This window comes from Lysinibacillus irui, assembly GCF_028877475.1.
Classification (GTDB): domain Bacteria; phylum Bacillota; class Bacilli; order Bacillales_A; family Planococcaceae; genus Lysinibacillus; species Lysinibacillus irui.
The window spans coordinates 2,602,253-2,624,855 of record NZ_CP113527.1; the positions used below are offsets into that span (position 1 = coordinate 2,602,253).

Annotated in this window: 13 protein-coding genes and 3 rRNA genes; all 16 read right to left on the bottom strand. The window is 41.6% G+C overall.

What is annotated here, in order from left to right:
* Positions 1-40: 40 nt before the first annotated feature.
* Positions 41-1,039: a LacI family DNA-binding transcriptional regulator gene (locus OU989_RS13190; RefSeq protein ID WP_274793499.1), complete on the bottom strand. Its 999-nt coding sequence runs from the start codon at positions 1,037-1,039 to the stop codon at positions 41-43.
* Positions 1,040-1,105: 66 nt separating this feature from the next.
* A complete protein-coding gene (locus OU989_RS13195) occupies positions 1,106-2,338 on the bottom strand; it encodes an RtcB family protein (RefSeq protein ID WP_274793500.1) in 1,233 nt (410 codons plus the stop codon).
* A gap of 104 nt (positions 2,339-2,442) precedes the next feature.
* Entirely contained in the window at positions 2,443-4,293 is a 1,851-nt protein-coding gene (locus OU989_RS13200) for a dynamin family protein (protein ID WP_274793501.1), read from the bottom strand.
* 292 nt (positions 4,294-4,585) lie between these two features.
* Complete coding sequence (gene rbsK / locus OU989_RS13205) at positions 4,586-5,464, bottom strand: ribokinase (protein WP_274793502.1); 879 nt, start codon at positions 5,462-5,464, stop codon at positions 4,586-4,588.
* Positions 5,465-5,539: 75 nt separating this feature from the next.
* Positions 5,540-5,710, bottom strand: coding sequence for a hypothetical protein (locus OU989_RS13210; RefSeq protein ID WP_274793503.1), 171 nt, complete (start codon positions 5,708-5,710; stop codon positions 5,540-5,542).
* 511 nt (positions 5,711-6,221) lie between these two features.
* Positions 6,222-6,337: ribosomal RNA gene (gene rrf, locus OU989_RS13215) — 5S ribosomal RNA — on the bottom strand.
* A 167-nt stretch (positions 6,338-6,504) separates the two neighbouring features.
* Positions 6,505-9,432 (bottom strand): 23S ribosomal RNA (locus OU989_RS13220).
* A 366-nt stretch (positions 9,433-9,798) separates the two neighbouring features.
* Positions 9,799-11,351 (bottom strand): 16S ribosomal RNA (locus OU989_RS13225).
* Together the 16S, 23S and 5S rRNA genes form the textbook arrangement of a ribosomal RNA operon.
* A gap of 854 nt (positions 11,352-12,205) precedes the next feature.
* Positions 12,206-12,796, bottom strand: coding sequence for a 3-isopropylmalate dehydratase small subunit (gene leuD, locus OU989_RS13230; protein ID WP_274793504.1), 591 nt, complete (start codon positions 12,794-12,796; stop codon positions 12,206-12,208).
* Positions 12,797-12,827: 31 nt separating this feature from the next.
* The gene (gene leuC / locus OU989_RS13235; protein WP_274793505.1) at positions 12,828-14,237 is read right to left on the bottom strand and encodes a 3-isopropylmalate dehydratase large subunit; all 1,410 of its coding nucleotides are present in this window, start codon (positions 14,235-14,237) and stop codon (positions 12,828-12,830) included.
* 17 nt (positions 14,238-14,254) lie between these two features.
* Positions 14,255-15,355: a 3-isopropylmalate dehydrogenase gene (gene leuB / locus OU989_RS13240; RefSeq protein ID WP_274793507.1), complete on the bottom strand. Its 1,101-nt coding sequence runs from the start codon at positions 15,353-15,355 to the stop codon at positions 14,255-14,257.
* Between the two features lie 183 nt (positions 15,356-15,538).
* Entirely contained in the window at positions 15,539-17,074 is a 1,536-nt protein-coding gene (locus OU989_RS13245) for a 2-isopropylmalate synthase (protein ID WP_274793508.1), read from the bottom strand.
* Positions 17,061-18,095 (bottom strand): ketol-acid reductoisomerase, encoded by a 1,035-nt coding sequence (gene ilvC, locus OU989_RS13250; protein ID WP_274793509.1) that lies wholly within the window; start codon positions 18,093-18,095, stop codon positions 17,061-17,063. The genes OU989_RS13245 and ilvC overlap by 14 nt, the downstream gene beginning before the upstream one ends.
* A gap of 68 nt (positions 18,096-18,163) precedes the next feature.
* Positions 18,164-18,679, bottom strand: coding sequence for an acetolactate synthase small subunit (gene ilvN / locus OU989_RS13255; protein WP_274793510.1), 516 nt, complete (start codon positions 18,677-18,679; stop codon positions 18,164-18,166).
* Positions 18,676-20,442, bottom strand: coding sequence for a biosynthetic-type acetolactate synthase large subunit (gene ilvB, locus OU989_RS13260; protein WP_274793511.1), 1,767 nt, complete (start codon positions 20,440-20,442; stop codon positions 18,676-18,678). The genes ilvN and ilvB overlap by 4 nt, the downstream gene beginning before the upstream one ends.
* A 482-nt stretch (positions 20,443-20,924) precedes the next feature.
* On the bottom strand, positions 20,925-22,595 hold the full coding sequence (gene ilvD, locus OU989_RS13265) for a dihydroxy-acid dehydratase (protein ID WP_274793512.1): 1,671 nt from the start codon (positions 22,593-22,595) through the stop codon (positions 20,925-20,927).
* Positions 22,596-22,603 lie beyond the last annotated feature (8 nt).

Genomic DNA, 22,603 nt, shown 5'->3' on the forward strand with positions numbered 1-22,603 from the left:
ATGAATACGTAACCATTATGGTGTAAAAAACAAACTGATATTACATCAGTTCATTTTTACACGTTGTATTTCTTGGAAAAAGTTTAACAGACTCTGTTTGTCTAATGCAAGAACTTTTTTTCTCCATAACCTCAAATAATTTTTCAATCGCTATAAAACCTAAGTTCTCTTCTGACGTTAAACCTACTGTCGTCAAGGCAATGGAGTGGTGTTTACTAAGCTCAACATTGTCAATGCCCATGACATTGAAATCGCTTGGAACCTTGAACCCTCTCTCTAAACATAGATTCAATATTTCAATGGCGATAGCATCTGTAGCCGCACATATAGCTGTAGGTCTTCTATCCAACTTTAATAGTTCCTCAAAGGCGCGTTCAATTTCATTTTTATTGGTGTTTGTAAAAAATGTAGGCACAGTTTTGTCATCTATTCCATGTTGCTTTAAAGCCTGGACAAATCCTTGATAGCGACCATAGAAGGTGCTCATTTGATGTGGACCACCTATCCAGCATAGCGATTGATGCCCTAAAGATAAGAGATGATTTGCCGCAAGATAGCCAGCATGCACATTATCAATTTCTACAAAATGTCTATTTTCTTGATGCTTACGATTAAACATAATAAAGGGAATTCCGCGTTTTTCTAGTTTAAAAAATAGCTCATCCTGATATAGCATAGAAGATAAAATAATGGCATCCGCCTTCGTTTCTAAAACGGCATTATAGATCGAGTTTAAATTGTCCTCTGTCCCAAAATAGACATTGACTTTATAGCCTCGAGCATTGACATAATTAACGATCGCTGTTGTTGTATCAACAAAAAAAGGATTATGTAATGGTCCTGAAATTAGTGTAATAATGCCTGTTTTTTGCTGAACAAGCGATCTTGCTATATCATTCGGTATATAGTTTAGTTCCTCAATCGCCTTCATTACTTTTTCAATTGTTTTTGGCTTTACTAGCTCTGGCGTATTCAACACCCTCGATACAGTTGTTTGTGAAACACCAGCGTACTTTGCCACATCTTTTGAAGATACCAAAAAACCACCCATTTCATTAATGTAAAGCTATATTATACCATTTATAGCCTATTGAGAATAGAATGGCTAATCATCCACTTTGCCCTTTCTCTCATACGGTTTTGCTGCCTCACTCGCTTTAAAATTATAGACAGGTTTAATGACTTTGACAATATCTACAGTTTCTCCTATGGCCGATATTATTTCTGACATTGGCTTATAAGCCATCGGTGCCTCATCCAATGTTTCCTCATTGACGGATGTTGTCCAAATGCCCTGCATCGTGTCTTTAAAATCGTTCATATTCAATGCTTTTTTAGCAGCTCGTCGTGAGAACATACGCCCTGCTCCATGTGGCGCTGAATAATTCCATTCTGCATTGCCTTTTCCAATACAAATAAGTGATCCATCGCGCATGTTCATCGGAATAACTAGCTTTTCTCCTTTATTGGCTCGAACAGCCCCTTTGCGAAGTGTCATTGTTTCAGTATCAATATAGTTATGAATCGTATCAAATGTATCCGTGAAATGCCACCCCATCTGTTTAGCGATTATTTCGGCAATAGTCCAACGATTCATACGTGCAAATTGTTGAGCAATCTTCATATCATGAATATAGTCATGGAAATAGTCACCCTCTAAATAGGCTAACTCTTTCGGCACAGCAGGATTTTGTTCTTTATAGGCGAGGATCATTGGTTGTATATCTTTTTCTCGCCCTAGTCGTTTAAGCTCTGCTATTTTTTCCGTCAAATCTTGTCGACGTAAATTTTCATATGCTCTTTTTTGATGCCAATTAGCTACTTTTGCTCCTACATAGCGTGAGCCTGTATGAATTAGTAAATAGTGCTGCTCTTCTTCATCCTTGGCAAGTTCGATAAAATGATTGCCACCACCAAGAGTACCTAATGACAGATTGGTATACTCATCTTTCAAACCGCTTGCTCGAAATTGTTTACCTTCAAATTCTAAAAATTGACGGGCAGGCGATACTTCCTTATGTATCTCCTGTCCACTTGGTACATGTGTACGGATGATAGAATCTAGCTTAGCAAAATCGACAGTCGAAACATCTAATTGTGCTACAAATACACCACATCCTACATCAATTCCAACAAGGTTTGGAACAACACGATTCTGCAATTGAATAGTCGTGCCAATGACACAGCCTTTGCCCGCATGATAATCTGGCATAATACGTACTTTCGTACCAGCCATAAACGCCTGATCTGTCAATTCTTGAATTTGGTCGATTGCTGTTTGGAGCGCTGTTTGAGCAAATATTTTTGCATCCGTAAAGCGGCCATTAATTTCAATCAAGTAAATCCCCTCCTTACTATTTATACGTAAAAATGGAATGATATGTTTCATCAAACATAAAAACGTTCTAAAAGGTCTGCCCTCTTAGAACGTTTTGTTCTAGCTTATTCTTCGTATTGGATCGCCAATTTCTTTGGAATTTCAGGAATATCGTTTGATTTTACATCCTCTTCCTTTAAAGAAAGCACTTCTAGATGATGCTTGTCTCTTACATCAAAAGGGATGGCGATACTTTCCATTTTATTATTCATTTGACTGCGTGTAAGTAAGCCGTTGTACGATAAATCGATACTTAAAATAGCCTGTACAGTTTCTTCAAGCATTTTGAGATCCTTGGCTTTCAAAGGTATCTCTTCATTCATTAAAAATGGCTGAAGGGTACCTTTAATATAGCCTTGAGCTTCAATTAAACATGAAAATTCATTTAGTTTTTCAGCATAGTTCTTTAATTGGCGCTTTTCTTTTGCTCTTTGTTGATTTAATTCTTGCACTTTTTGTTCAATCCGACTCATGCGCTCTTTTACTAATTCTATTAAATAAGGCTGTATGTCTTGAATCGCTTGCAACATTGCAGCTTCCGCTTGTTGTACTTTGTCATATTGCGCGACACAAATCACTTGTTGCTCATTTAACTTTTCTACTCGCTCTTTGAAAAAGTCATTTTGTGTATGTTGACCAAAAATAGCCTTCATGAGCCCTTTCCCATGAATTTTTTTATGCTGTGCATCTAAACGCTCGTATTCACGTGAATACTCACTGTGCATAGTACGATATTCTCTTAACATTTGTTGATAGTAAACAGCAATTTCTGTAAACTTATCTACCTTAGCATCCTGTAAATAATCATGTTGTGAGATTGTTTGTAATAGCTGATATAATGTTTGAACATGTTTAAATGTTTGAGCAACTTCTTCGTATTCTTGCTCATATTCCTTGACAATCGCCAAGTCTCGTTGGTTGCGAGAAAATTCATACTGGGTATCGCCTGCATATTTTTCAATATTCTCAACAGCAGATTGAAATGGATCGCGTTGTGGAATGACAGTTAATTCGAAGCGGAAACGTTCTAGCCATTGTAAGAAGCGAATTAAAATGGCATAGGTTTTTTTATCACTATTTTCAGCAAAACGATGTATTTCAGTAATTAAATGTTCGTACTGGCTTTTTTCCCAAAGCTCATGACTGTCCGTTTGCTTGGCTTCCAATGCATTTCTAGCTGAAACAGCGACAAAATCACTAATTAAATGACCTATTCGTTGTTGTTGCGAGGAGACAAATGCCGCAGCATGATCATCAGCATCAATACCATTAATAACACATAAAGGTTCAACCCCTTTATTTTTTAAGGCTTCCAGCAATAATATTTCAGCGTCAATAGCCATAGAGCCCGAGCGTAAAACCCAGAAAATTTCATCCACCCTATTCATCAATGCTTCAGAGAAATAAGCCATTTCTCCTCCCCCAGCTTCTAATGAAACAGAGTCAATGATCGTCACCGATTTAAGTAAATCATTTTTCAAATATACTTCTAAATAGTCCAAATGCTCACGTAAAATCTGAGAAGCAAACGTATCGCCAGTAGTTAATAGCTCTAATTTACTAAGATCGAATATGGCTACAACACCATCTAAAAAATAAGCTTTAATCTCCTCATGCTCGCCGTAACGTATAAATGTATTTACGCCTGTTGGATGTTGATCATCTACTGAAAGAATTTCACGTCCTAGCAGTCCATTAATAAGTGTTGTTTTACCTACACGTTCTTTTCCAACGATTAAAATCATTGTCTGATTATTGGCATCTTGAATAATACGATTTAAATGTTTAGCCGTATCTTTCACATATGTATTTTGGACAATAATGCCATATAGTTGTCGAAGTTGATCAACAAATTGTGGCAGAATATTATTCGCTGAGGTTGTATATTCGATTGGCGTGTTGTCAATGTTGGTCATCCTCAAAACCTCTTTTCGTATGTATCTATAAGTCCATTATAAATGAAACTATGGCTTTTCTAATACATGGATTGTCGAAAAGAGGACAAAATACTTATATGTTTATACAGCAAATAGGAATTCATCCTTATAACAATTCTCTGCTAACTTTACTTATTATTAGCTATTCAGACTAAAAGAAATAGTTTAAACAATGCTTTCTATTTTATTTGATAGAAATATTTTGAAATAATTATTTTAAACTTACATCTTTTTCTAATTGAATGACCTTTCTCCTAAATATCTACTACTTTTAAAATCCAGCCATACGTGCAAATACAGCATCAAGTGTCGGCATGCCGCCTTGTGCACTAAATTTTTCTACCGATAAAGAAGCAGCAATATTAGCAAAGTAGACAGCCTCATCCAACGATTGTCCCTCTACTAAGGCATAAGCTAACGCACCATTAAACGTATCCCCAGCACCTGTTGTATCCACAGCAGTCGTCATATAGCCTGGCACATGGATTGGATAGGTACCATCAGAATAACGTGCACCATCACTACCGAGCGTTATTATTAATTTATTTGGATACTTTTCTAAAAGGTGGTCAATCGGTTCATTAAAAATTTCTGCACATTCCGTTTCATTTGGTGTTAAATAGGTAATATCCTCCATCCATTGCACATCAAAATTTGCGGCAGGTGCAGGATTTAATAGTATGGGAACACCTGCCTCTTTACACATTCGAATGGCATAAGCTGTCGTCTCTTTTGGAATTTCAAGCTGGATGATCACCATTTGACTTTTTTGTATTAAGTGCTTGGAAGCCTCAAGATGTGATGGAGATAATTCATAGTTTGCTCCAGGTACAACAACAATGCGATTGTCGTTATTATAAATAAGAATATTCGCTATCCCTGTCAGAGCAGAAGGACTACTTACGATGGCACCCGTTTGTATATGTTCTTGTTGTAAAACACTCCGTAATGCCTCACCAAAGCTATCTTTACCCACACAGCCGATCATTGCCACTTCATGACCAAGACGGGCTGCCGCAACTGCTTGATTGGCCCCTTTACCACCAGGTACCGTTTGAAATGCCTGACCTAGAATCGTCTCCCCCTGCTTAGGAAAAGCATCCATTTGTACAATTAGATCCATATTTAAACTTCCTATGACTGTAATCATTGAATTCCCTACCTTTCTTCTACTTTCTATTTTAATGCAGAAAAAAGAACAAAGACAGGTTGATTTCAGAGCTTTTTATAGTTTTCCTAATAGCCCTTTTCTGGCCTCAAATTCAATTTTTGTATCACAATCATCACAGGAAAATTTCCCTTTCATATTTCTTTTATACATGGTATATTTTTTGGTCCCTTCAATTACTTCAAACGTCTTTTTACAAAAAATACATGAAACTGAATAAGTAATCATTCTATATTCCTCCTTCAGCAATTTACTACTTTTTACATCTACTTTCACATTATCAAAATATCCCATTTATGCATAGCAGTTATATTCTGAAAATTCATATTTATATGGTGATATTTCACATTCTATACATATTTATTTGCATCGATTGAAGCTAAGGAAAAAAACAGAATACAAGCTCAAATTCGTATTATTAGGTCAACTGATATCCTGTCAACCATTTTTATATGGTTTTATTAGGGGAGGACCCTCTTACAACATAGTTACTTTTTGGGCTTTAACAAGTGGAGCATTGACTTTGCATGGAGAAGTTAGGAATCAAACTATAGTTCTAGGAGGAAATTTATAATGAATCAAGTCGTTGGATATGGTTAAAGAAGAAAGCCAGGTTCGAGCATTTTTAGATATTAGAAGGTCTAAATGACTTTGTTATATTTTCAAGGTTTAGTGAAGCAGTATTGGTTAAGAGAAAATAAAAAAAGCCGAGGAATAAATCCTCGACTACTATTATTTTGCCTAGCGACGTCCTACTCTCACAGGGGGAAGCCCCCAACTACCATCGGCGCTAAAGAGCTTAACTTCCGTGTTCGGTATGGGAACGGGTGTGACCTCTTTGCCATCATCACTAGACTTGCACATGGATGTGCTGGCTTCTGCGTTGCAACATGGATGTTGCGTTCTTAGCAGAAGTTCCATTATTTTAAGCTTTAAAATACACAAGGTATTGAAGCTCTCTTTTGTTGAAAGGGTTGTTCATTCAAAACTGGATAAACGGTGCATTGAATGCTTCAAACAATTTGGTTAAGTCCTCGATCGATTAGTATTCGTCAGCTCCATGTGTCACCACACTTCCACCTCGAACCTATCTACCTCATCGTCTTTGAGGGATCTTACTTACTTGCGTAATGGGAAATCTCATCTTGAGGGGGGCTTCATGCTTAGATGCTTTCAGCACTTATCCCGTCCACACATAGCTACCCAGCGATGCCTTTGGCAAGACAACTGGTACACCAGCGGTGTGTCCATCCCGGTCCTCTCGTACTAAGGACAGCTCCTCTCAAATTTCCTACGCCCACGACGGATAGGGACCGAACTGTCTCACGACGTTCTGAACCCAGCTCGCGTACCGCTTTAATGGGCGAACAGCCCAACCCTTGGGACCGACTACAGCCCCAGGATGCGATGAGCCGACATCGAGGTGCCAAACCTCCCCGTCGATGTGGACTCTTGGGGGAGATAAGCCTGTTATCCCCGGGGTAGCTTTTATCCGTTGAGCGATGGCCCTTCCATGCGGAACCACCGGATCACTAAGCCCGTCTTTCGACCCTGCTCGACTTGTAGGTCTCGCAGTCAAGCTCCCTTGTGCCTTTACACTCTACGAATGATTTCCAACCATTCTGAGGGAACCTTTGGGCGCCTCCGTTACCTTTTAGGAGGCGACCGCCCCAGTCAAACTGTCCGCCTGACACTGTCTCCTGCCCCGCTAAGGGGCATGGGTTAGAATTTCAATACAACCAGGGTAGTATCCCACCGACGCCTCCTTCGAAGCTGGCGCTCCGAGATCTCTGGCTCCTACCTATCCTGTACAAGTTGTACCAAAATTCAATATCAGGCTACAGTAAAGCTCCACGGGGTCTTTCCGTCCTGTCGCGGGTAACCTGCATCTTCACAGGTACTATAATTTCACCGAGTCTCTCGTTGAGACAGTGCCCAGATCGTTACGCCTTTCGTGCGGGTCGGAACTTACCCGACAAGGAATTTCGCTACCTTAGGACCGTTATAGTTACGGCCGCCGTTTACTGGGGCTTCAATTCGCAGCTTCGCTTGCGCTAACCACTCCTCTTAACCTTCCAGCACCGGGCAGGCGTCAGCCCCTATACGTCACCTTACGGTTTTGCAGAGACCTGTGTTTTTGCTAAACAGTCGCCTGGGCCTATTCACTGCGGCTCTCATGCGCTTGCACGCTCAAGAGCACCCCTTCTCCCGAAGTTACGGGGTCATTTTGCCGAGTTCCTTAACGAGAGTTCTCTCGCACACCTTAGGATTCTCTCCTCGACTACCTGTGTCGGTTTGCGGTACGGGCACCTCTCACCTCGATAGAGGCTTTTCTTGGCAGTGTGAAATCAGGAACTTCGTCCATACGGACTCGCCATCACAGCTCAACGTTACAGTGTGCGGATTTGCCTACACACACGCCTTACTGCTTGGACGCGCATAACCAACAGCGCGCTTACCCTATCCTACTGCGTCCCCCCATTTCTCAAACGGTGAGGAGGTGGTACAGGAATATCAACCTGTTGTCCATCGCCTACGCCTGTCGGCCTCGGCTTAGGTCCCGACTAACCCTGAGCGGACGAGCCTTCCTCAGGAAACCTTAGTCATACGGTGGACGGGATTCTCACCCGTCTTTCGCTACTCATACCGGCATTCTCACTTCTAAGCGCTCCACCAGTCCTTCCGGTCTGACTTCAACGCACTTAGAACGCTCTCCTACCACTGACATCGTAGATGTCAATCCACAGCTTCGGTGAATCGTTTAGCCCCGATACATTTTCGGCGCAGCGTCACTCGACCAGTGAGCTATTACGCACTCTTTAAATGATGGCTGCTTCTAAGCCAACATCCTGGTTGTCTGTGCAACGCCACATCCTTTTCCACTTAACGATTACTTTGGGACCTTAGCTGGTGGTCTGGGCTGTTTCCCTTTTGACTACGGATCTTATCACTCGCAGTCTGACTCCCGTGTATAAATATCTGGCATTCGGAGTTTGTCTGAATTCGGTAAACCGGGATGGCCCCCTAGTCCAAACAGTGCTCTACCTCCAGTATTCTCATCACGAGGCTAGCCCTAAAGCTATTTCGGAGAGAACCAGCTATCTCCAAGTTCGATTGGAATTTCTCCGCTACCCACACCTCATCCCCGCACTTTTCAACGTGCGTGGGTTCGGGCCTCCAGTAAGTGTTACCTTACCTTCACCCTGGACATGGGTAGATCACCTGGTTTCGGGTCTACGACCACGTACTATTTCGCCCTATTCAGACTCGCTTTCGCTGCGGCTCCGCCTTCTAAAGCTTAACCTTGCACGTAATCGTAACTCGCCGGTTCATTCTACAAAAGGCACGCTATCACCCATTAACGGGCTCTAACTACTTGTAGGCACACGGTTTCAGGATCTCTTTCACTCCCCTCCCGGGGTGCTTTTCACCTTTCCCTCACGGTACTGGTTCACTATCGGTCACTAGGTAGTATTTAGCCTTGGGAGATGGTCCTCCCGGATTCCGACGGAATTTCACGTGTTCCGCCGTACTCAGGATCCACTCAGGAGAGAACGAACTTTCGACTACAGGGCTTTTACCTGCTCTGGCGGACCTTTCCAAGTCGCTTCATCTAACTCGCTCTTTTGTAACTCCGTATAGAGTGTCCTACAACCCCAAGAGGCAAGCCTCTTGGTTTGGGCTCTTCCCGTTTCGCTCGCCGCTACTCAGGGAATCGATTTTTCTTTCTCTTCCTCCAGGTACTTAGATGTTTCAGTTCCCTGGGTCTGCCTTCAAGACGCTATGTATTCACGTCAAGATACTACGCGATTAAACGTAGTGGGTTCCCCCATTCGGAAATCTCCGGATCAAAGCTCACTTACAGCTCCCCGAAGCATATCGGTGTTAGTGCCGTCCTTCTTCGGCTCCTAGTGCCAAGGCATTCGCCGTGCGCCCTTAATAACTTAACCTACAGCTTTCAATACACATCGCATTTCGTTGTCAGCTTCACTCGTTCAATCAGTCACGTACTGAAGTACGCTCCTTCATTCACTCGATTGCTTCCTAGAACTGCTTGTGTCTTGAAACCTTACTAATGTTATTAAGCCTATAAAAAACTTAAAAAATAAATGTGTTTGTTACAATTTCAATGTCGTTTTATCCAGTTTTCAAAGAACAAAGTTACTGCCTGCTTCTACTTCTTCGCAGCTTTGCGACGAAAGCGTAGCGACAGGAGCAAATATTTGAAGTATTTCATTCGGAAGAATGAACCTTCAAAACTGAACGCAAAACGTAATCTTACAAACCCTAGGTTTGTATTCCGAAATAATCCTTAGAAAGGAGGTGATCCAGCCGCACCTTCCGATACGGCTACCTTGTTACGACTTCACCCCAATCATCTATCCCACCTTCGGCGGCTGGCTCCAAAAGGTTACCTCACCGACTTCGGGTGTTACAAACTCTCGTGGTGTGACGGGCGGTGTGTACAAGGCCCGGGAACGTATTCACCGCGGCATGCTGATCCGCGATTACTAGCGATTCCGGCTTCATGTAGGCGAGTTGCAGCCTACAATCCGAACTGAGAACGACTTTATCGGATTAGCTCCCTCTCGCGAGTTGGCAACCGTTTGTATCGTCCATTGTAGCACGTGTGTAGCCCAGGTCATAAGGGGCATGATGATTTGACGTCATCCCCACCTTCCTCCGGTTTGTCACCGGCAGTCACCTTAGAGTGCCCAACTAAATGATGGCAACTAAGATCAAGGGTTGCGCTCGTTGCGGGACTTAACCCAACATCTCACGACACGAGCTGACGACAACCATGCACCACCTGTCACCGTTGCCCCCGAAGGGGAAACTATATCTCTACAGTGGTCAACGGGATGTCAAGACCTGGTAAGGTTCTTCGCGTTGCTTCGAATTAAACCACATGCTCCACCGCTTGTGCGGGCCCCCGTCAATTCCTTTGAGTTTCAGTCTTGCGACCGTACTCCCCAGGCGGAGTGCTTAATGCGTTAGCTGCAGCACTAAGGGGCGGAAACCCCCTAACACTTAGCACTCATCGTTTACGGCGTGGACTACCAGGGTATCTAATCCTGTTTGCTCCCCACGCTTTCGCGCCTCAGCGTCAGTTACAGACCAGAAAGTCGCCTTCGCCACTGGTGTTCCTCCAAATCTCTACGCATTTCACCGCTACACTTGGAATTCCACTTTCCTCTTCTGCACTCAAGTCCCCCAGTTTCCAATGACCCTCCACGGTTGAGCCGTGGGCTTTCACATCAGACTTAAAGGACCGCCTGCGCGCGCTTTACGCCCAATAATTCCGGACAACGCTTGCCACCTACGTATTACCGCGGCTGCTGGCACGTAGTTAGCCGTGGCTTTCTAATAAGGTACCGTCAAGGTACAGCCAGTTACTACTGTACTTGTTCTTCCCTTACAACAGAGTTTTACGATCCGAAAACCTTCTTCACTCACGCGGCGTTGCTCCATCAGGCTTTCGCCCATTGTGGAAGATTCCCTACTGCTGCCTCCCGTAGGAGTCTGGGCCGTGTCTCAGTCCCAGTGTGGCCGATCACCCTCTCAGGTCGGCTACGCATCGTCGCCTTGGTGAGCCGTTACCTCACCAACTAGCTAATGCGCCGCGGGCCCATCTTATAGCGACAGCGAGATGCCGTCTTTCAGTGTTCCGCCATGAGGTGGAACAGATTATTCGGTATTAGCCCCGGTTTCCCGGAGTTATCCCAAACTATAAGGTAGGTTGCCCACGTGTTACTCACCCGTCCGCCGCTAACGTCAAAGGAGCAAGCTCCTTCTCTGTTCGCTCGACTTGCATGTATTAGGCACGCCGCCAGCGTTCGTCCTGAGCCAGGATCAAACTCTCCATAAAAGAAATTTGATTAGCTCAAATTGTTTTGCTGGCATCAATTTTGATGTCCAAAATTTTGTTTCGTTCACTAGCTGAAACTAGTTACTTAAAACTTTATTGATTACGTTTTGCTTGTTCAGTTTTCAAGGTTCATTTTATACTGCCATACAGCGACAGGAATTTTATTATATCAAAACATTTTCGTGTTTGTCAACAACTAATTCAAAATATTTTATTCGCTAAATGATGTTTCACAATATATCAAAATATTTTTATGTTAACACCTGTGATTAATACTTATTAACATCTATCGATATTTCACGATAGAAATCAATAATATATTATATTAACAAAATAGTCAACATGAAATTAGTTAAAAACTTTCTTTTCTATCTCCCTACTATTAAATATTGTATTTTATACAATAGCACGTTTTATATCGTTTCTAAAAAATAATCCCATTGCTTTGCAGTTAGAACCGATAACCATAGCACTTTCATCAGGAAAAAGCCTTACATACTCCTTCAGCATTATTATCCTGAAGCTTAAATAACGTATACCATCTTTTCAATTCACTGATTCTCCTAACACTATGTCTTCCAGTTAGAATGAGTAATAACTGAATATGCTTTTTCTTCAACTGTCGAATCGAAAGTTTCTACAGAATAGCTTTGAAATGGTGAACATAGAAGGCAATACATTCTTTCTGTAACTTTACTTTTATATAAAGCAAAACTAATTAATATATTTTTGATGAGTTAATGTATCAGAAGACTTTCTTATTGAAAAAATTTTAAAAGCCAACGAAATTTTATTAATCGTAAAATTTCACTGGCTTTTTAGTTTATAGCTAGGATTTATCCAGCCACTTTTGCTTAGAATGCTACCCGCTTTGCCTCATAGGCAGCAATATGTTCTTCGTATTTAAAGGTTAAAGCAATTTCATCCCAACCATTTAGTAATGTTTCCTTATAGTACGGATCAATTGTGAAATGATAAACTTTACCATCTTCACCTGTCACTGTTTGCTCAGCAAGATTTACTTCCATTGTATATGGCTTTGCTAATCCCTTAGCCAGAATTTCATCACATTCTGCTTCTGTTAACTTAATAGGTAGAATGCCATTTTTAAAGCAGTTATTATGGAAGATATCTGCGAAAGAAGGGGCAATCACCACGTTAAAGCCATAATCTAAGATGGCCCATGGTGCGTGTTCGCGGGATGAACCGCAGCCAAAATTATCTTGCGCCACTAAAATTTTGGATTCTTTAAATTCAGGTTTATTTAAAACAAAGTCTTTGATCTCATTGTCTTGTGCATCGTAACGCCAGTGATAAAATAAAAATTGTCCAAATCCTGTGCGCTCAATACGTTTAAGAAATTCTTTTGAAATAATTTGATCTGTATCAACATTTTTACGATCAAGTGGTGTGATGACACTATTAACGATATTAATTGGTTCCATTTTTAATCATCCCTTCCGTGTAAAGCAAGACTTACACAGTTTCCTTCACAAATTCACGTACATCCACAAAATGACCTGCAATCGCAGCTGCAGCTGCCATCGGTGGTGATACTAAATGTGTACGAGAACCCGCTCCCTGACGTCCTTCAAAGTTGCGATTGGATGTAGAGGCACAGCGTTCACCAGCTGGTACAACATCATCATTCATCGCTAGGCACATGGAGCAACCTGACTCTCTCCATTCAAAGCCTGCCTCGATAAAGATTTTATCCAAGCCCTCTTCCTCTGCTTGCTTCTTCGTCGTATGTGAACCCGGCACAACAATTGCTGTTACATTATCATGCACCTTACGTCCCTGAATGACACTAGCAGCTGCGCGTAAATCACTAATGCGTGAGTTTGTACAGGAGCCAATAAAGACATGCTGAATATCAATAGATGTTAAAGGTTGCCCTTCCTCTAAGCCCATATAGGCTAAAGCTTTTTGAAGAGCTGCCTTATCAGATTCATCCTCATAATCTGCTTGTGTTGGAACATGACCAGAAACACCCGTACCCATCGATGGATTTGTGCCCCATGTAATGATTGGTTCGATTTCTTCTGCATTTATGATACGAACTGTGTCGTACGTAGCATCCTCATCGGAAGCCAAACTTAACCAATAAGCGGCTGCTTCCTCCAATTTTTCACCTTGTGGCGCATATTTGCGACCACGAATATAATCCACTGTTGTTTGATCAGGTGAAATCAGCCCAGCTTTCGCTCCTGCCTCAATCGACATATTACAGATTGTCATCCGTTCTTCCATAGACAATTTATGGATAGCCTCTCCAGTGAATTCCACAATATGCCCAGTGCCAACACCAATACCAAACTTTGCAATAATGGCTAAAATAATATCCTTTGCAGCTACCCCAACTGGTAGCTCCCCTTCAACACGAATTTCCATCGTTTTCGGCTTATTTTGCCATAAAGTTTGTGTTGATAAGACATGCTCAACCTCTGATGTACCAATCCCGAAAGCAATCGCACCAAAGGCACCGTGAGTTGATGTATGAGAATCGCCACAAACGATAGTTTTCCCTGGTTGTGTTAATCCCAGCTCTGGCCCAATAACGTGTACAATCCCTTGGTCAGGATGACCCATTCCTGCTAGCTCAACACCAAACTCTTTTGCATTTTTAGCCAATGTTTCGATTTGGTTGCGTGCAATAGGATCATGAATTGTCGGTAAATTTTTCGTTGGTACGTTATGATCCATTGTCGCAAAGCTTAAATCAGGACGACGCACTTTGCGTCCGTTCAAACGTAGACCTTCAAAAGCTTGCGGAGATGTTACTTCATGAATTAAATGAAGATCAATATATAACAGGTCCGGTTTGCCCTCTTCCTGATAAACTACATGTTTATCCCAAATCTTTTCAATTATATTTTTACCCATTGTCTTCACCTATTTCTTTAAATATATGTTGTCATAATACTTTGTGAAACAAAACTAGTATCAATTTCGTTAATCACTTTATCTGTCCATTCATTTGTTGATAAAATGCGGCTGCCGTCACGAGCAAGATCTGCTGTAAAGTAACCATCATCAAATACTGCACTAACAGCACGCTCAATTTCTGCCGCCTCTTCTTTCAGGCCAAAGGAATATTGTAGCATCATCGCAACAGATAGAATTGTTGCCGCAGGGTTTGCTACTCCTTGCCCTGCAATTTCCGGAGCTGATCCATGTACAGGTTCATATAAGCCAAAATTATCACCACGAATAGATGCCGATGGAAGGACGCCCAAAGAACCAGTAATAACTGACGCTTCATCACTTAAAATATCACCAAACATATTTTCAGTGACTACTACATCATAGTGACCAGGATTTGTAATTAGTTTCATCGCAACAGAGTCGACTAGATTATGTTCTACGATGACATCTGGATAGTCTTTTTTCTTTGCTTCTACGACTTCACGCCATAAGCGACTTGTTTCAAGAACATTCGCCTTATCAACAGAGCATAATTTGCCTCCACGTAAACGTGCTAGCTCAAAGGCATTTTCAACGATACGCTCCACCTCTGCTTTTGAATAAACAGTTGTATCAATTGCGCCATTTTCAGTACGCATACGTGGTTCCCCGAAGTATACGCCGCCTGTTAGTTCACGAACAATCATTAAATCAACGTTTTCAGCTACTTCACGTTTTAATGGTGAAGCATCTAGTAAACTCGGGAACGCCTTTACTGGACGTAGATTTGCAAATAAATCGAAGTGTTTGCGAATACGCAATAACCCTTTTTCTGGGCGTAATTCAGGTGGGTTTTGATCCCATTTTGGTCCACCAACAGCTCCTAATAGAATCGCATCGCTATTTTCACACATCTCGATTGTTTCTTCTGGTAATGGATTGTTGTGCTGATCAATGGCAGCACCCCCAATTGTTGCATATCCTAAATGAAATGTATGATTAAATCGTTTACCAATCACTTGTAGTACACGTACAGCAGAAGCAACAACCTCTGGCCCAATCCCGTCACCAGGAAGGACTGTAATTTTTTTCTCCATCGTCAAAACACCTTTCTTTTTTTAGCGCATTCGCTAATTTAGTAAGAACGCTCACCTACCTACTATTTAGATGAGCGTATTCATTACGACTAAGCGTAATTTTTTTTGAAAGATACAATACGCCATGACATCATTGCATCCGACGCGTGAATGGTACATCACACAATTCACTACCTTTACAACCTATACAGGCTGTGCGCGAAGACTTGCTTGTATTAAATGACGGTTAATGGCATTTAAATAAGCTTTAGCCGAAGCTTCTAAAACATCTTGTGAAGAATTGCGGCCTGTTGTCGATACATTATCATAACGAATATTAATAACCGCTTCACCAAGTGCATCTCGGCCCTTCCCTACAGATGACACACGGTAATCAAGCACCTGAACAGCTCCAGGTACAAGCTGCTCCAGCGTATTAAAAATGGCCTCCACAGAACCAGAGCCAGTCGCAACAACCGTTTTCTCTAGCCCCTCTGGTGTTAGGACAATGGCTGTAGCAGTAGGAATATTTTCTGTTCCATATTGCACTTGTACCATCTTCAAATCAAAGAGTGGTACATCCTCTATTTGAACCTGTTGTTCTGTGAGAAGAGTTAGTAAATCCTCTTCTGTAATCTCTTTTTTCCGATCAGCTAGTTTTTTAAATTCCACAAACGCTTTGTTCAGCTTTTCATCGGAAAGGTTGAAGCCCATTGTTTCAGCACGATCACGGAAGGCAGCACGCCCAGAATGTTTCCCAAGTACTAATGGTATTTCACCCTCACCGATTAGGGCAGGTGAGATAATTTCGTAGGTTTCCGGATTTTTCAAGACGCCATCTTGATGGATACCTGATTCATGCGCAAATGCATTCTTTCCAACAATTGCTTTATTAGGCTGAATCACAACGTTTGTCAATTTACTGACTAATTGAGACGTGCGTTTAATCTCTTGCAGCTGTATGCCAGTTTCCACTTGGTAAAAATCTTTGCGAATATGCAGTGCCACCGCAATTTCTTCTAGTGCTACATTCCCTGCACGTTCGCCAATACCATTGATGGTTCCCTCTACTTGCGCGGCACCATTTTCGATGGCAGCAATCGTATTGGCTGTGGCCATCCCAAGGTCATCATGACAATGGGCAGAGAATTTTACTTTGTCAGCACCTTTTACATTTTCCAGTAGGAATTTAAATAATGCGCCATATTCCTGAGGGGAAGCATAGCCTACAGTGTCAGGAACATTAATCGTTGAAGCACCAGCAGCAACCACTTCATTCATAATTCGTACTAAAAATTCACGATCCGAACGGAATGCATCCTCGGCAGACCATTGCACAAGAGGAAAGAATTTTTTTGCATATTTAACTGCCGCAACCGCTTGCTCGATCACTTGATCTGGGGATTTTTTTAACTTATATTCCATATGAATGGGTGAGGTTGCTAGAAAAACATGAATATGTGGTTGCTCTGCTACTTTAATTGCTTCCCAAGTCGTATCGATATCCTTTTGGATACAGCGAGCTAGACCTGTGATAATAGAATTTTTTACGGTTCCTGCAATGCGATGGACGGCATCAAAGTCACCGGGTGACGAAGCAGGAAACCCTGCTTCAATAATTGTCACTCCAAGGCGCTCTAACTGTTTGGCAATTTCAATCTTCTCGGCCGTATTTAAGTTGATCCCAGCAGATTGTTCACCATCGCGAAGCGTCGTATCGAAAATATCAATTTTTCGCACTTGTAGCCACTTCTCTCACAACTTTTTCTTTACCTTCATTAATGAATGGCATCATAGCACGTAATTTTGCACCCACTTCTTCAATTTGATGGTTTGCACCAGCCTCTTTGAATTTTGTATATTCTGGGCGACCATTTTCATTTTCTTGAATCCAACGACGAGCAAATGTACCATCTTGAATATCTGTTAACACATCTTTCATTCGTGCTTTTACTGACTCATCGATAATGCGTGGTCCCGCCACATAATCTCCCCACTCAGCTGTATCTGACACCGAGTAACGCATTGTTGCCATACCGCCTTCAAACATAAGGTCAACAATTAATTTAAGCTCGTGAAGTGTTTCAAAGTATGCTAATTCCGGTTGGTAGCCAGCTTCTACTAGCGTTTCAAATCCTGCTCTTACAAGTTGTGTTGCACCACCACAAAGAACTGCTTGTTCACCGAATAAATCTGTCTCTGTCTCTTCTTTGAATGATGTTTCAAGAAGTCCACCACGTGCGGCACCAATTCCTTTACCATAAGCAAGTGCTAAATCTTTTGCTTGACCTGTCGCGTCTTGATGGATAGCGAATAAACCTGGTACGCCAGCTCCTTCTTGGAATTGACGACGCACTAAATGTCCTGGGCCTTTTGGTGCTACTAAAAATACGTCAACATCTGCTGGTGGTGTAATTTGACCAAAGTGAATGTTGAAGCCGTGCGCAAACATTAAAGCTTTGCCAGCTTGTAGATGTGGTGCAATTTCTGCTTCATAAACTGCTTTTTGACGCTCATCTGGTAATAAAATTTGGATAACATCTGCTTCTTGTGCAGCCTCCGCCACCGTTTTTACATCAATACCATCTGCTTTTGCAGCATCGAAAGATCCACCTGGGCGAACCCCTACTACTACATCAAAGCCTGATTCCTTAAGGTTTAATGCATGTGCGTGTCCTTGTGAGCCATAACCGATGATTGCGATTTTCTTTCCTTTTAGTACGTCCTCGTTGATATTTTGTTCATAATACATAGTAGCCATAGTTCATTTCCTCCTAGAATTTGGTTTGTTTTTTTAGCTCCATAAAGCTTGTTAAATTTATATGCAAACTATTTTAAAATAGAGAGCTGTGGATTTGAGATTTTTTGTGTTTCACGAACAGAAGCAGTGGCCCCTGTACGAGTAAGCTCTTTAATGCCATATGGTCGAATGAGTTCGATAAAGGCATCAATTTTGTCTGGGTGCCCTACCACTTGATACGTCACAACGTTTTTAGCCGTATCAATAATTTGAGCACGAAATGGTTCGACAATCGAATTCATTTCCAAACGTAAATTTGGCGGTGAAATAACCTTTACCAGCGCTAGCTCTCGCAAAACAATTGATTTATCCGTTATGTCATTGACCTTTAACACATCAATTTGCTTCGATAATTGTTTCACTAGCTGCTCGATCTTGCGTTCATCCTCGACGTGGACTACAAAAGTCATCTTTGAAAAGTTTGCTTGTTCCGTATGACCTACTGTAATCGATTCAATATTGAATTGACGCTTCATCAATAGACCTGTCAAACGGTTTAACACACCACTTTGGTTAATCACAGTTACGGTAATTACTCGTTTCAATTCTTTTTCACCCCAATCATTTCATGTAAGCCTTTGCCTGGTGCTACCATTGGGTAAACACATTCAAGCTGTTTCACTCGACAATCAATTAATACTGGCTCATCAGAAAGTAGTGCCTCACGGAAAATATCCTCCGCTTCATCAATTGTGTTAATTCGATAGCCTTTTATATTATAGGCATCTGCTAACTTAACAAAGTCTGGTTGGATTGGCATAAGCGATGATGAATAACGCTCTTCATAGAATGTCTGTTGCCATTGACGGACCATGCCAAGGCAGCTATTATTCAAAATCACAATTTTTACTGGTAAGTTAAACTCCTGTAGAATGGATAACTCCTGTGCAGTCATTTGGAAGCCTGCATCTCCTACAATCGAAATAACTTTTTTGTCTGGCTTCGCAAATTGAGCGCCAATTGCGGCTGGGAAGCCGAAGCCCATCGTACCAAGTCCACCAGACGTTACCCATGCATGATCATTATTTAAATGGTAGTATTGCGCTGCCCACATTTGATGCTGCCCAACATCAGTCGTTACAATGGCATCACCCTCAGTAATTTTATGCACTAATTGCAATGCCTCTTGTGGTAAAACTTCCTGATCATCATCATTCTTGCAATACCATAATGGATAGTCATTGGCATGATTGTTTAAATAGGCTAACCAATCTGCTGTATCAGGACCTTCGAAGTCCTTTTTCAATAATGCTTTCAAAGCTTCTTTTGCATCTGCAACGATCGGAATATCTGTCGGAACGTTTTTGCCAATTTCAGCAGGATCTATGTCGATATGGATGATTGTTGCATTTGGTGCAAATGTGGCTAAATTACCTGTTAAACGATCATCAAAACGTGCACCAATATTAAGTAATAAATCAGATTTGGTGATGGCTGTATTTGCTGTTACTGTACCGTGCATACCTGCCATCCCAAGGAATAAATCATGTTCACCATGAATGGACCCAAGTCCTAGCAATGTGTTCGTTACTGGAATACGGTATTTTTCTGCGAAGGCTGTTAATTCCTCACGTGCATCAGCAAAGAGAACACCTGCACCAGCTAAAATGATTGGATTCTTTGCCAAGGAAATCGCTTGAATCGCTTTTTGGATCTGTAAGTAATTTGGTTTATATGTTGGCTGATAGCCTGGTAAATAAATATCATCAGGTGCTTGTGGCGGATTCTCTACATCAAACAACATTTGTGAAACGTTTTTTGGGAAGTCCACGACAACTGGTCCCTTACGACCTGTGCTAGCAATATGGAACGCCTCTTTAACAATACGTGGAATATCATTTACATCCTGCACTTGGTAATTGTGCTTTGTAATTGGTGTCGTAATCCCCATGATATCTGCTTCTTGGAAAGCGTCTGTTCCAATTACAGAAGTAGCAACCTGACCTGTAAAGACAACTAATGGAATGGAATCAATCATGGCGTCCGCTATACCTGTTACGAGATTTGTTGCGCCTGGCCCACTTGTCGCAATAACAACACCTGTTTTACCAGAAACACGAGCATAACCCTCGGCTGCATGAATAGCACCCTGTTCATGTCTAGTTAAAATATGGCGGATTGGATTTTTATACATTGCATCATAGATTTGCAATACGGCTCCTCCAGGATAGCCAAAGATGATTTCAACACCTTGATCGTGCAATGCCTGCACTAATACATCTGCACCGTCCTTTGCTTGATAGGTTTGCTCAGCAGTAACAGTTGTTACTAATTGTTCTTGTTCATTCATTGAAACATTTGCACTCATCAAATTATGCCTCCTTTATATCTTTCAAACTCACACATCAGTGTTGTAGATTAATGAAGTGTCACAAGCTGGATTATCTGCACTCTCTTCCATTTGGTTGAGAGTTTGCATTTCATTCGTGAAAATAATAAAAAGCCTTTTTCTCCACACGCAAAGAACTACCTTACGTAGGGATGAAAAAGACTTTCCATGGTACCACCCTTTTTTATAGCAAATAATTGCTACCTCGCGAATAAATGATTGCATTTATGCACCAATGCGAAAGAATTCGCATCCAATAGAGTGTCATAAAACATTTATTCATTAATAACGAGCACTTTCGACTATGCCCGGAGCTATCTAATGGTGTAAACACGTTTAATAGCCCACTCCGAGGGGATGTCGGATCTAGTTGTATCGCCGGCTTCCAGCACGACCGGCTCTCTGGTAGATACAAGGCTCTAGAACCTTTAACCTCATCAACGTTTTCATATATTTAGTTGTTAAATTTTCATTACGCCGCCAGTTGAGGCGTTCGTCACTAATTTTGAATATCTTGCTAGCCAACCTCGTTTAATTTTTGGCTCAAAGACTGGTAATTTTGCACGACGTTCAGCTAAAACTTCATCTGAAACTTGTAAATTAATCGTACGATTTGGTAGATCAATTTCAATAATATCTCCATTTTCAACTAAAGCGATTGGACCACCTTCAGCTGCTTCTGGTGAAATATGTCCAATTGAAATACCTCGAGATGCTCCTGAGAAACGACCATCTGTGATTAAAGCAACCTTTGTACCAAGACCACGACCTTGAATCGCAGAGGTAGGTGCAAGCATTTCTGGCATCCCCGGGCCACCTTTAGGTCCCTCGTAGCGAATGACGACTACATGGCCCTCTTTAACTGTTCCATTATCAATATTCTCTTGGGCTGCTTCTTGTGAATCAAAAACGATTGCTTCGCCTTTGAATACTTGGATGGAAGGATCAACCGCCCCTACTTTAATAACAGAACCATCCGGTGCGATGTTACCGAATAATACGGATAACCCACCTACAGCACTATATGGATTGTCTTTTGTTCGAATGACTTGATCATTCGTGATGTGATAATCTTTAACAAGTTCTCCCATTGTCACTCCTGCAACTGTAGGACGATCTGGGTGAATAGCACCTGGAATCGTTGTTAATTCGTTAATAATAGCGCTAACTCCACCGGCTTTATTGATGTCATCCATTGAAATATCCGAAGCAGGCATAATTTTTGCTAAATACGGTACGCGTTCCGCTACTTTATTAATATCTTCAATGTTATAGTCTATTTCTGCTTCATTCGCAATGGCTAATGTATGAAGAACAGTGTTTGTTGAGCCACCCATTGCCATATCAAGAGCAAATGCATCATCAATAGCTTCTTTTGTAATAATATCGCGTGGCTTAATATCTTCTTTTACCATACGAATTAATTGTTTAGCTGCTTCTTTAATCAGCTGGTGACGCTCTTCAGAAGTAGCTACGATTGTACCATTCCCTGGTAATGCGACACCTAGCATTTCCATTAAGCAGTTCATGGAGTTTGCTGTAAACATACCTGAGCATGAACCACATGTTGGACATGCATTATTTTCAATATCTAACAGCTCTTCAGCTGACATTTTCCCTGATTTATGAGCCCCTACTCCTTCAAAAACTGATGTGAGGGAAAGCTGCTTACCTGTAGCAGAGGTACCGGCCTCCATTGGACCACCCGAAACAAAGATAGATGGTACATTCGTACGAACCGCTGCCATAAGCATACCAGGTGTAATTTTGTCACAGTTTGGAATATAAAAAACACCATCAAACCAGTGTGCATTAATAACCGTCTCAGCTGAGTCTGCTATAATTTCACGACTAGGTAATGAATAACGCATCCCAATATGCCCCATTGCAATACCATCATCGACACCAATTGTATTAAATTCGAATGGAATACCACCCGCTTCAATAATAGCTTCTTTCACTACATCAGCGAACGTACGTAAATGAACGTGACCTGGTATTATGTCGATATAAGAGTTACAAACCCCAATAAATGGTTTGCCTAAATCTTTTGCTTTTACTTTGCCTGTTGCATATAAAAGACTTCGATGTGGCGCTCGATCTACGCCTACTTTAATCATGTCACTTCTCATTTTAAACG